The following is a 15,813-nucleotide window of genomic DNA, read 5'->3' as shown; positions in this document are numbered from 1 at the left end:
TGCCGTTCCGGTCCAAGGACGGCTCTGCCCTGCGTGACCGGGCCCCGGCAACCGCGGCCGGCGTCGAGGTGGGGGCCGTGACGAGTCGGTTCACTACCACCACGACCGGTACAGCGTCGATCGCTGAGACCAAGGACGCCCTCTGTCCGGCAACCACCGTTGGCCACATCTCCGTGATGGCCCCGGCCGGCAGTGGTGGCCTCGACTGCTCCCGTCGGCCGGGCACCCTGGCGACGGCACGAAGAACTGCTCCTGCGGGTGTCCTCGTGCCGATCGCCACCGGTCCCTCGCAGAAACCCCGTCTGTGCAGCCCCTTTGAATCCGGCGACAGCCCTTTCGATGGCCCTCCCCGGATGACTCAAAGCACCAGGAGTAGGACCCAATGAAGTCATTGAGAACTGTGATCCAGGGGCTGCCTGTGAAGCTTGTCGGCGTCCATGCGACGTCCTTGCCCATGATCATGAATCTGCGGTACGAGCCGAGTGACCCCTATGTGGTCCATGCCGCATTCACCACCGATGTCGACAGCGACGAGCCGGCGGAGTGGATCATCGGGCGCGATTTGCTGATCGACGGCCTGGAGGGTCCCGCCGGCGAGGGGGACGTTCGCATATGGCCCGCCGGCGAGGAGGGCCGCCGCGACTTGTACATCCTTCTCAACCCGCCGTCCGGTACGGCCCTGCTCAAGGCCCCAGCGCAGGAAGTCAAGGCGTTCCTGCAGGAAACGGAGGCAGTGGTGCCTCGGGGGGCCGAGCTCGGCCACAGCGACTTCGACCGCTTGCTGGCGCACTTCCTCGCCGAAGGGTGAGTCCTGGCATGGTGCGACCTGAGGCAGGCACACGGACGTCTGCGCCTCGGTGTTCACCGCCATGGTGAGTGGATATCCGCAGTCGTGGCGTCGAGGGCGGCCGGGTCGATGCCGACCTCGGTCAGGATGATCGCCGCGACTCCGCGGCCGACCCGCCCCGGTGAGACCAGCCGTCACGCGGCAACCCGCTACCTGCGTCGCATCGCCCACCTTCCCGCGCTCCGTAGCTCGCCACTCATCGGCAGGCTCTGCCGCAGGGACGGAGCGGTCAGCCGGAGTGCTGGCCGAGCCTGCTGAACTGCTCGACTCATGGACTCCTACTGGGACGGGCGGCTGCCCGATGAACAGTTCTCGCTTGAGTGAGCGGCATCAACGCCGACCGTGCGCACGCTGGGCCCCGCTCCCCGAACCCTGACGGGCTGTACACGCCGGTGCAGCGTAACGTCGTCTTGTGGACTTCCCTGCGGACAGTCTCGTGTCCCGTGCCGCGCGTGAGGTCAGCCTGCGGGCAGACCAGTTGATCCATGACGTCGAGCGGTGCCTGCACCGTGGAGTCCCCGAGGTCTGAGAAGACCCCGATGTAGCCCGCATGACGGCAGAGAACGTCACCGAACATGTTCTCGCGGCGTTGGCCGGCCTGGTACACGGCATCGAGCCGGACCAGATCGAAACGCCGGCCGCAGACCCGGACCGCGCGCGCCGACTTGCTCGGCACGGGACACCCGTCAGCGTGATACTGCGGTCCTTCCGGCTGGGGCAAGGTGTCATGCTCGACCGGCTACTCGAAGAGATGCCCCGGCTGACCGACGACGCAGAATTGATCAGTGCGGCGACGCGGAAGCTGATCGCGACGATGGCCGGTTACGTCGATCGCATGTCGGAACAGGGCGTGGCGGTCTACCAGCGGGAACGGGACCGGCGGCTGCAGTGGCGGCTGTCGATGGTGAACGAGGCGGGCAGGCGCATCGGCACCACGCTGGACATCGCCCGCACAGCCCAAGAGCTGCCGGACCTCGCCACCGAGAATTTCGCCGACCTCGTCACCGTCGACCTGCTCGACTCCGTGCTGCGCGAAAATGACGGCCCTGTGAGCGGCCTTCCGACGCTCCGGCGGGTCGCTCAACGATCAGTGGTGGAGGGCGACCCGGCATTGACGATCCGACCGGAGCAGCTTCACGTCAGCCCGCGCGGTTCGCCGTCGGCTCGCTCCCTCGACACCGGTCAGCCCTCCCCGCACGCCGGCCCGCCAGCGCCCCTTGACGCCGACGGCGCCGACGGCGCCGACGACCACCGGACCCACTCGACGCTGGTGGTGCCGCTGCGGGCCCGAGACTCCACCCTGGGCGTCGCGCACTTCGTCCGGCACCGCAACCCGACCCCTTCGACGACGAGGACCTGCTCCTCGCGCAGGAGATCGCCGCCAGGGCGGCGGTGGCTGTCGACAATGCCCGCCGCTACACACACGCGCGCGACTGCCCCCACCCTGCAGCGCAGCCTGCTCCCGCAGCACACCGCACAGCAGTCGGCCGTGGAGACCGCTTATCGCTACCTGCCCGCAGGGGCGCAGGCCGGCGTCGGCGGCGACTGGTACGACGTCATCCCCGTGTCCGGAGCCCGCGTCGCCCTGGTGGTGGGCGATGTGGTCGGACACGGCATCCACGCCGCCGCCACCATGGGGCGGCTGCGGAAAGCCGTCCGCACCCTGGCCGACATCGACCTGCCGCCCGACGAACTCCTCACCCACCTGGACGACGTCGTCATCCACCTGTCCGCCGAATCCTCTACAGACCCGACCATCGAAGAGGCCGGGGACATCGGCGCCACCTGCCTGTACGCCGTCTACGACCCCGTCTCACGCCAGTGCGTCCTCGCCCGCGCGGGGCATGTGCTGCCCGCCGTGGTGGGCCTTGACGGAACCGCCGACCTCCTCGAACTGCCACCCGGACCACCGCTGGGCCTGGGTGGCCTTCCATTCGAAGCGGCGGAGTTCGACCTCCCCGAAGGCAGCGTCCTTGCCCTCTACACCGATGGTCTGATCGAAGACCGCGACCACGACGTCGAAGCGGGTATCGCCCTGCTCCGCCAAGCCCTCGCACAGCCCGCTTCCTCCCTGCAAGCAACCTGCGACACCGTGCTCGAAGCCCTGCTGCCGGCTGATCGACCACACGACGATGTCGCGCTGCTCCTCGCACGCACCCACGTCCTGGGCGCTCGCCAAGTCGCCAGCTGGGACTTGGACGCCGACCCCGTCTGCGTGTCCCGGGCCCGGTCGAACGTCGCTCAACAGCTAAGCAGCTGGGGCCTGGAGGAGGTCGAGTTCTCCACCGGGCTCATCGTCAGCGAACTGGTCACCAACGCCATCCGCTGCGGTCGTCCTCCCATACGGCTGCGCCTGATCCATGACCGTGCCCTCGTGTGCGAGGTCTCCGACACGACCCCTCACCTGCGCCGGGCCCGCACCTACGACGAGGGGGGACGCGGCCTGCTCCTGGTCGCTCAGTTCGCCGAGCACTGGGGAACGCGGCACGCCCGACACGGCAAGACGGTCTGGGCCGAGCTGAGCGGGAAGGAGTCCGCTGGATTCCCGGCATGGCATTCCCTGTAGGCGCGACGACGGACGGAGCTCTCCGGTGAGCGGATGCGTCGACCAGGAGCTCGGGGGCTCAGTCGGAACGACGTTCGATGCGCTGCTCGAACCACATCTTGCGGCTCTGGCTGTGGCGGCAGCCCCAGCGAGCGGTGAGGCCGGGTGCTGTTGGAGTCGGTGACCTCGCAGACCAGAACGCTGTGGCGGATCAGCCGCAGCTCCACCGGCTGACGGCAGAGCCGCCCCAGCAACCCGGACCGCGGTGCTGTTGTGGCGACCGCGGTTGGCATACCCACTTGCTCATGACCGTTCCTTCAGGTCGGGCGGTCACCGTGCGTCGGTGTCGAACAAGTTGCGGGCATTGCGGGTGGTGAGGTCCCGCCAGGTGAGGGTGGCGGACGGCTGCACAGCGGAGTCGATGGAGGTGACCTGAGCGAGCACCGCGTCGATGGGCGTCCAGCAGTAGTCGCTGCCGTAGAGGAGACGCTCGGTGCCGAAGGCCGCGCCCAAGGCCGGGACCTGGCGCGGGAATGGCGTGCCGGCCATGTCGTACCAGAGTCGGCCGAGTTGCTCGACGGCGCTCGGCGCGTCGACGGCGCCGCCGCCGACGTGGGTGCGGAAGAGTTCCATCCGGTCGGCGAGCAGCGGCAGCACACCTCCGCCGTGTGTCAGGATCCAGCGGATCCGCGGACGGCGGGCGAGGACACCGCGCAAGAGCAGGTCGCTCGCAGTGCGGGCGGTGTCGAAGAGGAACTCCAGCATCGGCCGTGGCCGGCCCAGGGCAAGCTCGTCGGCGTGGGGCGCTGACGTGGGGTGAACGAAGACGACGGCGCTGCGGCGGTCGAGCTCCTCCCAGAGCGGCTCGAACCGGGGGTCACCGAGGTAGAGGCCATGATGGTTGGTTTCCACCACCACTCCGTCCGCACCGAGGACGTCGAGCGCGTGGGCGGCCTCGGCGAGCGAGCCCTCGACGTCCGGCAGGGGCAGGGAGGCGAAGAGACCGAACCGCTGCGGGTCCTCCGTGCGGACCCGGGCGCCGAACTCATTGACCTCACGCGCGAGGGCGCGGGCCTCGCCGTCGTCCCCGAAGTGCACTCCGGGCGAGGAGATCGACAGGTAGGACTTGTCGATCCCTGAGCGCTTCATCATGTCGAGATGCTCTTCGACGCTCCACGCGGGCCAGCCGGGCATCCCGTCGGGATGTTCGACACCTGCGGCTCGAGCCGCCGCCACATAGCTGTCGGTCACGAAGTGGGCGTGCACATCGATGAAGCCGCTCGCGGCCACAGAACTCTCCCTTTCTGCGGAGTCCCTCTCAGTGCCAGCCACCGTAGGAAGCGTGCCGTACATTGGCAGCAGTGATTCCAATGAATGAAATGGCGATCGCTGACGACGGTGTGCCCAGGAGACGCGGGGGCAGGCCGGCTGAGGGACAACCGGTGATCGACCGGGCTTTCGCCCTGCTCGGCAGCTTCGACGGTGACCATCGTGCGCAGACGCTTGCCGAACTCGCACAGCGAAGCGGCGTCCCCCGCAGCAGTGCTCTGCGGCTCGCCCGGTCTCTGATGAAAGTGGGCGCTCTGGAACGCCTCGGCGACGGCCGATTCGTGGTGGGTCTTCGGCTGCTGGAGACCGCTTCCCTGGCCCCGCGCGGTCACGGGCTGCGATCGGTGGCGATGCCGTTCATGGAGGACCTCTTCCACGTCACGCGTCAACATGTCCTGCTCGCCGTGCGGGACCAGGGGGAGGCGCTGCTGGTCGAGCGGCTGTCAGCGCGAGATGCGAGTCCCGTGCGCTACCGCGTGGGGGGCCGTCTTCCTCTGACGTCCACCGGCGTAGGACTGGTGCTTCTCGCCTTCGCACCGCCGGCCGTCCAGGAGCAGGCCCTCGCCGCCTACGCGCCGGAGCACGGCGACGACGACATCCGCACCCCCGCCGACCTGCGCCGTGTGCTGGCGGAGGTACGGCGCGGCGATCACGCTGTCGGCCACCAGAGCCGTCCTTGGCAGGTGAGCACCGTGGCCGCGCCGGTGCGTGACGGCGGCGAGGTGGTCGCGGCGTTGTCGGTCGTGGCGTCCGGCACCGGTTCGCCGAACCCGGGGTACGGCCCGGCCGTGCGCGCGACGGCCCGTGCGATTTCCCGCTGTCTCATTGAGGACAGTGGTCGGACCGTGTCCGTGGAAACCGAGGACGGGCACCGGTAGCGTGCCGACCCTGGCCGCGCCGGCTGTCGTTGTGCCGAGTCCCCTCCGCCACATCTCCCCTGGGGAAAGTCAGTTGCTGCAGGTGTCGAGCCACCGGCGGCGTCGGGAGCACGCAGCGGCCGCAGGGTGGCGTCGGCGCGGACAGCACGTCGAGGTTCTAGTGATGAGCGGGGGGCAGCCGCGCAACGTCCTCGTCGCGGATCCTGACCTTCGGCGTGTACCGGCCGACGGCTGCGTCGATGTACTTGGTGGTCCCCAGCACCACGGCTCTGGGAGCCTGACGGCAGCCCGCACCTGCGGGGCGGAGACCGTGTCGGACGGATGGCCTGGCTTGCTTCGTGGCCGCAAGGCGCTACACCTAGGACCAACCTCGCAAAGCGGCGTCCACGACGGCGTTCACGGTGTCGCGCCCCAGGTGGTTCCCGACGAAGAAGCGCTCGAAGAACAGCGGCCCGGCGGTGGCCATGGCGAATGTCTCGGGGGTGACGTCGGGCCGGAGCTGGCCGCGCTCGACGGCTGTGGCAACCGCGGGGCGCAGGGCGTCGGCGATCTGGTTCAGCAGTGACTCCCGGAGGTGGCGCATACCTTCGTCGTGCCGTGAGCCCCCGAGGACCGCGGCAAGGACGGCCCCCGCTTGCTCGTCGTCCCAACGCTCGGCGAGCACGTTCAGACGGTAAATGAGCTCCGCTCGCGGATCGTTGCCCGAAGCGGCCCGAAGCTCCTCGGGTACCGGAGGGAGAGGGGGCATGCCGGCCTCCAGCGCGGCCAGGCGGAGGTCGAGAAGGCTCGGCCAGTGCCGGTAGACGGTTGCCCTGCCGACGCCGGCACGAGTCGCAACCGTTTGATGCGTCACGGCCTCCAGCCCACCTTCCGTGAGCAACGCGGTGGCCGCCGCGACCATGGCCTGACGACTGCGCAAGAGACGCGGATCTGTTCGATCTTCCACCTGGTACACCTTCCGCTGATAGAACCCGAGTCGCAGCCACTATGTGACATCCATTGAGCAGGTGAGGGGAGCCGCAAGGAGCCTGTTCGCCCCCCTCGAAGGTGGGCCCTCACAGCACTGCCTGTCCCGCTACATGTGCACGACAGGTGCGGCCCGTGTGTCGCAGCCTGATCTCGCCCGACTGCGGGCGCGCCTCAGGCGCCAGCGCCTGGGGCGCAGCGTCTCAGGCTGACTGGCTCAATGGCCGGCGTGCCGGCCGTCACGACCGGCGGTGAGGCGGCCTTCCAGGCCCGTGATCAGCGTGTCCATCACGAGACGGAACATGTGGTCCTCGTCAGGGCCTTCAGGGGCCGCACCCGTAGAGCCAGGGTCTGCGTCCGCGGCCCCGTCTTCGTCGACTTCAGGGCCGTGGGACTTGAGGGTCGACCACTGCTGGAGAGCGCCGTTGAGTTCCGCGGTGAGGACACCGATGACGACGGCGACCATCAGCGCGGCGATCTCCGAGACCTCTGACTGCGGCACGCCGGCAGCGGCCACGATGGCGGTGAGGGCGGTCCAGAACGGGTCGTCGGGCTGGATGAAGTCCGGCAGGTGGCTGAACGAGTACGCCAGCAGCTTAGGGTGACGGTGCGCCAAGGTCCGGAAGTCCGTTGCGAGCAGACGGATCCGCTCCTGCCAGGGAGCGTCCTCCAGCGTCACGGTGCGGAACTGGGCTCCGACCATTCTCGTCACGCCGCGCAGCACGGCTTCCTTGTTCGGCACGTGGTGGTACAGCGACATCGGGTTCGCGTCGAGCGCGGTGGCGAGTTTGCGCATGGTGAGCGCCTCGACCCCGTCCCCGTCGATGAGCCGCAGGGCGGCGGCATAGATCCCGGCCTCCGTCAGAGGCACGTCTCTCTTCCTCGTTCCCCGCGGGGGACGTCTCACCTTCTTTTCCATACCCCGTACGGTACCAGTTCCGTACACGGTATGGAAATGAGCTTCACCACACCCCCACCTGGAGACCCGGGGTTGCACTCCACTTTCCGTACCGCGTATGGTTCCAATTCCATACGGCGTATGTTTCCGTACGGCGCCACGGCATCGACCTACGCAGCGCGCCCTTGCCCACCCCCTCCACCCCCTCCACGCAGAGGAGCAAGTCATGACCACGCACTCCGCGAACGACCTTCGCCCCATCCGGTCCCCGCGTGGGATCCCCCTGCTCGGCAACACGCCGCAGATCCCCGACACCAACCCGGTCGAGTACTTCGCCGAGCTGTCCAAGCAGTTCCCCGAGGGCATCTACGGCTTGGACATCGCCGGTATCGAGCAGATCTTCGTCTACGACCCGGACCTGGTGGCCGAGGTCTCCGACGAGACGCGGTTCTTCAAGCAGATCGAGAAGACGCCGCTGCAGCATGTCCGGGACTTCGCGGGCGCGGGCCTGTTCACGGCCCACCAGCACGAGGAGGAATGGGGCATGGCGCACCGGATCCTCCTGCCGGCGTTCAGCCAGCGGGCCATGAGGGCGTACTTCGGGCAGATGCTGGAGATCGCCCAGAACCTGGTGGGCAAGTGGGAGCGCAAGGAGGGTCAGTCGGTCAACATCACCGACGACTACACCCGGCTGACGCTGGACACGATCGCCCTGTCGGGGTTCGGCTACCGGTTCGACTCCTTCGACAAGGAGGAGCTGCACCCCTTCCTCAACGCGCTGCTGGGCGCGCTGGTGGAGTCACTGCGGCGCTCGCAGGAGCTGCCGATGATGACCAAGCTCCGCAAGGCCGATGCCAAGAAGTACGGCGAGAACGTCCATCTGATGCAGGAGCTGGTCGAGAGCGTGATCAAGGAGCGCCGCGAGGGGAAGGGCGGCGGTGAGGAGGATCTGCTGGGCCTGATGCTAGAGGCCACCGACCCGGAGACCGGCAAGCGGCTGTACGACGACAACGTCCGCGACCAGGTGCTGACGTTCCTGATCGCCGGCCACGAGACCACCAGCGGCCTGCTGTCGTTCGCCACGTACTCGCTGATGCGCAACCCGCACGTGCTGGCCCAGGCGTATGCCGAGGTGGACCGGCTGATGCCCGGCGACACGGTCCCGGACTACGACACGATCATGCAGCTGGACGTCATCCCGCGGATCCTGGACGAGACCCTGCGCCTGTGGGCTCCCATCCCGTCGTTCGGCAAGACGGCGCGGGAGGACACCGTCATCGGCGGCCACTACAAGCTGAAGAAGGGTGCGAAGGTCCTCATCCTGGAAGGCCCGCTGCACACCCACCCCAAGGCGTGGGAGCGTCCGGACGAGTTCGACATCGACCGCTGGCTGCCGGAGAACCGCGTCCAGCAGCACCCGCACGCCTACAAGCCGTTCGGCAACGGCGTCCGTGCCTGCATCGGCCGGCAGTTCGCGCTCACCGAGGCCCGCCTTGCCCTGGCGCTGGTGCTGCAGAAGTTCAAGTTCTCCGACACCAACGACTACAAGATGGACCCCCGGGAGGCGCTGACGCGCAAGCCCGGCAACTTCGAGCTGATCGTCCGCCGTCGTCAGGAGCACGAGCGGACCGTCTTCGGCGCCGCGGACCTGCAGACGGGCGGCACGCAGGCGCAGGCGGCGGTCAGCGGTGTCGGTGTGAACCTGACCGTGGCCTACGGCTCCAGCCTCGGCTCGTGCGAGGACCTGGCGCGCACCATCGCCGACCGCGGTGAGCGCTCCGGGTTCGGCACGACGCTGGTGAGTCTGGACGAGCTGGGCGACAACCTGCCCTCCGAGGGCCTGCTCGCCGTCGTGGCCGCCAGCTACAACGGCAAGGCGCCCGACAACGCCCAGCGCTTCGACGACCTGCTCGCCGCCGGGCTGCCCGAGGGCTCGCTGGCGAATGTGAGGTTCGCGCTGCTGGGCGCGGGCAACACCCAGTGGGTGGCCACCTACCAGGCGTTCCCCAAGCGGATCGAGGAAGGTCTGCTGGCGGCCGGCGCCACCCCGGTCGTCGAGCGCGGCATCGCGGACGCCGCCGGTGACTTCGACGGCATGGCCACGCGGTGGATGGACAACCTGTGGGCCACTCTGGCCGAGGAGTACGCCGCCGACACCTCCCAGGCGAGCGGCCCGCGCTACGAGGTGCAGCTGCTCACCGAGTCCGACGTGCGCCCCGCCATCGTCTCCGAGCAGGCGTACCCGCTCACGGTGGTGACCAACGACGAGCTCGTGGCCGACGCGACCGGCCTGTGGGACTTCCAGATCGAGCCACCGCGGCCGTCCGCGAAGTCCATCACTTTCGAGCTGCCCGAGGGCGTCACCTACGACACCGGCAACCACCTGGCCGTCTTCGCCAAGAACGAACTCGCCCTTGTGGAGCGCGCACTGAGGCGGCTCGGCGTCGACTACGACCAGGTGCTCCGGCTCGACCAGCCGGCCGGTGGCCGCACCCACCTGCCGATCGGCACCCCGGTCACCGCCGGCATCCTGCTCACCGAGTTCCTGGAGCTGCAGGACGTGGCCACCCGGTCCCAGATCCAGACGCTCGCCGAGTACACCGAGTGCCCGTGGACCCGGCCGCAGCTCCAGGCGTACACCGCCGACACCCAGGAGGCCGAGGAGCGCTACCAGAAGGAGATCCTCGGCAAGCGCATCTCGGTGCTGGGCCTGCTGGAGCGCTTCCCGGCCGTCGAGCTGCCGCTGGCGGTCTTCCTGGAGATGATGGGCCCCATCCGCCCGCGCTTCTACTCCATCTCCTCCGCCCCGTCCGCCAACCCGCGCCATGTGCGCCTGACCGTCGGCCTGCTGGAAGGTCCGGCCCTGTCCGGCGACGGCCAGTACCGCGGCACCTGCTCCGCCTACATCGCGGGCCTCGAGCCGGGGGACGTCGTCTACGGCTACGTCCGCGTTCCCTCCCCGACGTTCGCCCCGCCCGCCGACCCCGCCACGCCGCTGATCCTCATCGGCCCCGGCACCGGCATCGCGCCGCTGCGCGGCTTCCTGGAGGAGCGGGCGACACAGCACGCGAACGGCACCCAGGTGGGCGCGTCGCAGGTCTTCGTCGGCTGCCGCCACCCGGAGCACGACTACTTCTACAAGCAGGAGATGCAGGACTGGGAGCAGACCGGGATCGCGCAGATCCACACCGCCTATTCCGCGGTGACCGGCCACCCGGCCCGGTTCGTACAGAACGCCATCGCCCATGCCGCCGACACGGTGTGGCAGGCCATCGAGGACGGCGCGTACATCTACGTCTGCGGTGACGGCCGCCGCATGGCCCCCGCCGTCCGCGAGGCACTCGCCGCCATCCACCGCCAGAAGACCGGCAGCGACGACGAGACCGCCCAGCAGTGGCTCGCCCAGCTCGAAGCGGACGAGCGCTACCAGCAGGACGTCTTCGCCTGACCGTCACAACGCCGTCAAGGCGTGTGACCCCCAGCCGCCGGGAGGCGTGCGGCATCCCCCGCTGCCGGCCGTACGCCTCCCGGCCACCACAAGCCCCCAGACACCACACAGCACCCACTGGCCCGAACCACCGGGCGGTGCCTCTCACAGAAAGCAGACCGTCATGGACACCATGCTCGCCGGACGCTTCCACCTGGACAGCAAGAAGTTCGCCGTGGAAGAGGTCCCGATCCCCGTGCCGGGCCCGGGCGAGGTCCTCATCGAGGTCAAGGCCGCCGGCGTCTGCCTCTCCGACGTCCACCTCCTCGACGGCTCCCTCGTCCCGCTGTTCGCCACCTCCGACACCATCACCGTCGGCCACGAGGTCTCCGGTGTCATCCACACGCTCGGCCCCGACCTCAAGCGCGGCCTGCCCGTCGGCACCCGCGTCACCCTGGAGGCCGGCAAGACCTGCGGCACGTGCGCCGGGTGCGTGCGCCACCGCCCCTGCACCCAGATGCTCACCGCCGGCATCGACTACGACGGCGGCTGGGCCGAGTACGTGATCGCCCGCGAGGAAACCCTCATCCCCATCCCCGACAGCCTCCCCTTCGACCAGGCCGCGATCATCCCCGACGCGGTCTCCACCCCCTACGCCGCCGTCGTCGCCACCGCGGGCGTCCGTGCCGCCCAGTCCGTCGGCGTCTGGGGCGTGGGCGGAGTCGGCGCGCACAACGTACGCCTCGCCCGCCTGGTCGGCGCCGCCCCGATCATCGCCGTCGACCCGCTGCCCAGCGCCCGCGAGCGCGCCCTGGCCTTCGGCGCGGACCTCGCGCTCGACCCGGCAGCCCCCGACTTCGCCGACCAGGTCCGCGCAGCCACCGGCGGACGCGGCCTGGACTTCGCCTTCGACTGCGCCGGCGTCCCCGCCGTCCGCGACCAGGCCGCCTCCGTGCTCGGCCTGGGCGGCTCCCTGATCCTGGTGGGCATCACACCCCGGCCACTGACCATCACCGAGGGCCTCACCTTCAACTACCTGCAGAAGCAGGTGCGCGGCCACTACGGCGGCTTCCCCGAGTCCGTCTCCGAGCTGGTGCAGCTGACCGCGGCCGGACGGCTCGACCTGGCTCCCTCCATCACCGACCACATCCCGCTCGTCGAGGCCGCCGACGCCGTCCACCGACTGGAGAACAAGATCGGCGACCCGATCCGCCTCATCCTCGTCCCCTGACGCCCGTCAGCAGGACGACAAGCCACCCTGGGCAGGGGTGAGTGGGCGCCGGTGCGTGAGGGAGCACCGGCGCCCACGGCTTTCCGGCAATCGTGGAGAGAAAGAGACATGCAGACGACCGACGCCCCGGGCCGTACTGTGCAGCGCAGGGATGCTCACTCCAACCGCCGACGCATCCTCGCGACCGCCTGGCGGAAACTGCTGGAGGACCCGGACGCGAGTCTCGACAGCATCTCTCGGGCGGCCGGCGTCGCCCGGCGCACCCTCTACGGACACTTCCCCAGCCGGCATGCGCTGATCGCCGACCTGACACAGGAAGCAGGCCGTGAACTTCGGCAGGCGTTTGCCGGAGCCCGTACCGCGGATGCCGACCCGGTCGAGGCGATGACACGGATGGTGCTGGCGGCATGGACGGTGGGCGACCACTACCGCATGCTCATCACCTTGGGACGGCGCCATCAGGGAAAGGACGAGATCCGCACCACCCTGGCACCGGCCCGCGCGGAGGCCGTCGCAATCCTACGGCGCGGTCAGCGCGAAGGCGTCTTCGCGGACCACCTTCCCGCACCTGTCCTCGCCCAAGCGCTGGAGGCACTGATGCTGGCCCTCGCCGAGGAGAACGCGGCATGCCCGTGGACCGACCCCACGGGCGAGGCCGCGGCAACCGCGTTCCTCGTCGCCGCCGGCGTAGCACCGCGGAGGGCCGCGCTTCAGGTGCAGGAGGTCATCGGGCGAGATCGGGCAGCGGGCGCCGGGTGACCTCGTGGGCGTCGTCCGCAGCAAGGCCGAGCATGCGCAGGACCATCTCGGCCAGGTCGGAGGCGGCCTCGTCGCCGTCGAGGTCGGGGCGGGCCAGCCTGAGAGCCACCAGGGACAGCAGGGTGCCGCCCAGGGCGGACAGGGCGGTGGTCGCGTTGCCGCAGGTGAAACGACCTGAGGCGATGCCGATCTCCAGGTCGCGCAGGGCGCGTGGGGCGAGGCCGCGGTCGGAGTGGATGTGCGCCAGGCCGCGGTCGCGCAGGATCCGCATGAGTTCCGGGTGGGAGTCGGCCATCCGGGCGGTGAGCCGGAAGCCGGCCGCGACCAGCTCGGCCGGGTCGTCGATGCCTTCCACGCGCTCGTCGATGACCTGCCCGAACTCCTCCAGGGCGTCCGTCACCGCCGCGTCGAACAGCTCCGTCTTCGACTCGAAGTGGTTGTAGAAGGACCCGAAGCCGACATCGGCGCGCTCGGCGATGGCCTGGATGCTTGCGCTGGTGTCCCCGGTTTCCGCGAGGATCTGCCGGGCCGCGCGGACGAGCGCCTGGCGGGTCTCGGCACGGCGTCGCTCGAAGCGGTTCTTGGGCGGGGCTGACGTCGGCATACGGCCCAGTGTAACCGCCGCAACGATGACTCTGCCATTACTGATGATATCCTCAATTATTTGGGCTGCACCTATTGACGACGAGAAACGGCAGAGTTGATGATTTCCTCATTACGGCAGTGTTGCTTGGAGGACACCATGTCCCACATCCCCGTTAACAAGGGCGGTCCTCTGACGCCCCACCAAGACCTCCACAGTGAGCAGGGCGCCCTACGCGGTGAACACCCCGGACGAGCCCGGGGCGAGTTCAACCAGTCGTTGCAACACCGGGCTGTTGCAGCGAGCGTAGCTGTTCTTCGAAGACCTCGGCCGGCGTCCGCCAGCCCAGGACTTTGCGGGGCCGGTTGTTGATCGCCATGGCGACGGCTTCGAGGTCCGTGAACGACCAGCGGGAGAGATCGGTGTCCTTCGGGAAGTACTGGCGCAGCAGCCCGTTCGTGTTCTCGTTCGTCGGTCGTTGCCAGGGCGAGTGCGGATCGGCGAAGAACACCTTCATCCCGGTATCAAGAGCGAACTGAGCATGACCGGAGAGTGCCTTCCCACGGTCCCAGGTGAGGGTCTTACGTAGCTGCTCAGGCAATTGCGTCATCGACGTGGTGAGCGCCGCGTTCATCGCGATCGCGCCATAGCCCCCGAGCGAGGGGCCATTCTTCACGGGCAGATTCTCGCCCCAGCCCTCCAGACGGGGCAGGTGCACCAGGAGCGTGGAGCGGCTGCTGCGCTCGACAAGCGTGCCGATCTCGGAGCGGCCCGTCCCGATGATCAAATCGCCTTCCCAGTGTCCGGGGACCGCGCGGTCCGTGGCCTCGGCGGGGCGTTTGCTGAGGACGACGTCCGCGGTGACATGCCCCTGCGGCTCGTTCTGCGACCGTGCACGGGGAGCCCGCAGCGCCCGGCCGGTGCGCAGGCACGTCACCAGTTCCCGCTTGAGCGCGCCACGGCCTTCGATGAACAGCGCCTGGTAGATCGCTTCGTGGCTGATGCGCATGGACTCATCATCGGGGAAGTCGACACGGAGTCGGTGCGAAATCTGCTCCGGACTCCATGCCGTCGCCCAACGTCTGTCCTGACGGTGCGGCTTGTTCAGCCCTTTCCATGCGGGCGTCTTGGGCCCGGTGACGGTCATGTTGTCGGGGCGACGGATGCTGCCGGCGAGCCGGTCCTCTACGTACTCACGCAACCGGTCGTTACCCAGAAGTTTCGCGGTCTTCGGGCGCTTGGCCGCCTGCTGAGCCTTCCACTGGGCGACCGTCGCGCGGTATTCCTGCTTGCCGCCGCGCGTGGCGGCGTTGCGGCGCAGTTCGCGAGAGATTGTCCCGGGGTCTCGCCCCAGGGCGCGGGCGATCTCGCGCACGCCCTTGCTCATCGCCATGAGGATCGCGATCTCCTCGCGCTCTTCGAACGTGAGGTACCGGCCCCAGGGCTCGGCCAACGAGATCGGAGGCATGCCGCCAGCGTGACGAAACCACCTCGCACCCACCGGCCACGACACGCCGACCGCCAACGACGCCTCCACCGTCGTGACCCCCGTGGCGATCAGTCGCCAGAACTGGCGCTGCACGACCCGAGACGGATCAGGCCGCCCCGGCGAACGCATCGCCGGCCGCAACGCACGGTCAGCGCGCCACTGCCGACGCCGCCCCTCCGGGACATCGCTGGTCTTCAAACTCCAGTCCGCCGTAGCCACGTCGCACACCTCCGAGATCAGGGTGTTGCGACGACCAGTTGAATCCACCCGGAATCCCGTGATCAAAGTGGCGGACCTGGCCTGGCTGGAGTTCGAGAAGACGGACCTGGACCGGGCCGAGGCGTTCGCCCGTGACTTCGGCTTCGCTATCGCCGCCCGCACCGAGGAGGCACTCTGGCTGCGCGGCACCTTCGCGGGCCCACCCTGCATGGTCATCCGACGCGGCCACGCCTCCCGTTTCCTCGGGCCCGCGTTCCGCGCGGCCGAACGGACCGATGTGGACCGGCTGGCCGCCGCCGTCGGAAACACCGTCCGGGACATCGACGTCCCCGGCGGCGGCCGGTCGGTCGCCCTGTTCGATCCCTCGGGACTCCCGGTCCGGGTGGTGCACTGCGCCGAGCCGCTGCCCGCGCTGCCCGGGCAGCAGCCGCTGATCCTCAACACCGGCATCGAAGGCCGTCGTACGAACGCCACCCAGCGCCCGCCCCGTGAGCCGTCGCGCATTCAGCGCCTCGGTCATGTGGTGCTGGAGACGAGGACGTTCACCCGCACTCTGGACTGGTACTTGGACACCCTTGGCATGATCGTGTCCGACTTCCTGTTCCTCGACGGGCAGCGCCAGCGCGGGCCGACCATGGCGTT

Annotated in this window: 11 protein-coding genes and 1 pseudogene; 7 read left to right on the top strand and 5 right to left on the bottom strand. The window is 69.2% G+C overall.

Annotated features, from left to right (window positions below; translation table 11 throughout):
• The first annotated feature begins 382 nt into the window (after positions 1-382).
• Positions 383-808, top strand: a complete 426-nt coding sequence (locus ACFYOH_RS36875; protein WP_388635024.1) for an SsgA family sporulation/cell division regulator — start codon at positions 383-385, stop codon at positions 806-808.
• Positions 809-1,397: 589 nt separating this feature from the next.
• Entirely contained in the window at positions 1,398-3,413 is a 2,016-nt protein-coding gene (locus ACFYOH_RS36870) for a SpoIIE family protein phosphatase (RefSeq protein WP_388635022.1), read from the top strand.
• A gap of 309 nt (positions 3,414-3,722) precedes the next feature.
• Here ACFYOH_RS36870 and ACFYOH_RS36865 read toward each other — a convergent pair whose 3' ends face one another.
• The gene (locus ACFYOH_RS36865) at positions 3,723-4,724 is read right to left on the bottom strand and encodes an amidohydrolase family protein (RefSeq protein WP_388635020.1); all 1,002 of its coding nucleotides are present in this window, start codon (positions 4,722-4,724) and stop codon (positions 3,723-3,725) included.
• 110 nt (positions 4,725-4,834) lie between these two features.
• On the opposite strand from ACFYOH_RS36865, the gene ACFYOH_RS36860 reads away from it, so the two are divergent.
• Positions 4,835-5,599 (top strand): IclR family transcriptional regulator, encoded by a 765-nt coding sequence (locus ACFYOH_RS36860; RefSeq protein ID WP_388635018.1) that lies wholly within the window; start codon positions 4,835-4,837, stop codon positions 5,597-5,599.
• 358 nt (positions 5,600-5,957) lie between these two features.
• On the opposite strand, the gene ACFYOH_RS36855 is transcribed toward ACFYOH_RS36860, so the two are convergent.
• Complete coding sequence (locus ACFYOH_RS36855; RefSeq protein WP_388635016.1) at positions 5,958-6,554, bottom strand: TetR/AcrR family transcriptional regulator; 597 nt, start codon at positions 6,552-6,554, stop codon at positions 5,958-5,960.
• 228 nt (positions 6,555-6,782) lie between these two features.
• A complete protein-coding gene (locus ACFYOH_RS36850) occupies positions 6,783-7,436 on the bottom strand; it encodes a TetR/AcrR family transcriptional regulator (RefSeq protein WP_388635014.1) in 654 nt (217 codons plus the stop codon).
• A 253-nt stretch (positions 7,437-7,689) separates the two neighbouring features.
• On the opposite strand from ACFYOH_RS36850, the gene ACFYOH_RS36845 reads away from it, so the two are divergent.
• The 3 genes from ACFYOH_RS36845 to ACFYOH_RS36835 all read left to right on the top strand — a co-directional run bounded on the left by ACFYOH_RS36845 (position 7,690) and on the right by ACFYOH_RS36835 (position 12,880).
• Positions 7,690-10,911 carry a bifunctional cytochrome P450/NADPH--P450 reductase gene (locus tag ACFYOH_RS36845; RefSeq protein WP_388635012.1) on the top strand — a complete coding sequence of 1,074 codons (3,222 nt, stop codon included), beginning with the start codon at positions 7,690-7,692 and terminating at the stop codon, positions 10,909-10,911.
• Between the two features lie 163 nt (positions 10,912-11,074).
• Entirely contained in the window at positions 11,075-12,121 is a 1,047-nt protein-coding gene (locus ACFYOH_RS36840) for a zinc-binding dehydrogenase (protein WP_388635010.1), read from the top strand.
• Between the two features lie 108 nt (positions 12,122-12,229).
• Positions 12,230-12,880: a TetR/AcrR family transcriptional regulator gene (locus tag ACFYOH_RS36835; protein ID WP_388635008.1), complete on the top strand. Its 651-nt coding sequence runs from the start codon at positions 12,230-12,232 to the stop codon at positions 12,878-12,880.
• Here ACFYOH_RS36835 and ACFYOH_RS36830 read toward each other — a convergent pair.
• Together ACFYOH_RS36830 and ACFYOH_RS36825 are read right to left on the bottom strand one after the other, a co-directional pair.
• Positions 12,846-13,484 carry a TetR/AcrR family transcriptional regulator gene (locus ACFYOH_RS36830; RefSeq protein ID WP_388635006.1) on the bottom strand — a complete coding sequence of 213 codons (639 nt, stop codon included), beginning with the start codon at positions 13,482-13,484 and terminating at the stop codon, positions 12,846-12,848. The two genes, ACFYOH_RS36835 and ACFYOH_RS36830, sit on opposite strands and share 35 nt — an antisense overlap.
• 247 nt (positions 13,485-13,731) lie before the next feature.
• On the bottom strand, positions 13,732-14,931 hold the full coding sequence (locus ACFYOH_RS36825; RefSeq protein ID WP_388635004.1) for an IS30 family transposase: 1,200 nt from the start codon (positions 14,929-14,931) through the stop codon (positions 13,732-13,734).
• Between the two features lie 256 nt (positions 14,932-15,187).
• Between ACFYOH_RS36825 and ACFYOH_RS36820 the strand changes: the two are divergent.
• A pseudogene (locus tag ACFYOH_RS36820) lies at positions 15,188-15,813 on the top strand (2,3-dihydroxybiphenyl 1,2-dioxygenase); the annotation flags it as partial.

The organism is Streptomyces sp. NPDC007856, assembly GCF_042868225.1.
GTDB lineage: Bacteria > Actinomycetota > Actinomycetes > Streptomycetales > Streptomycetaceae > Streptomyces.
This window is presented reverse-complemented; position numbering and strand designations above follow the sequence as displayed.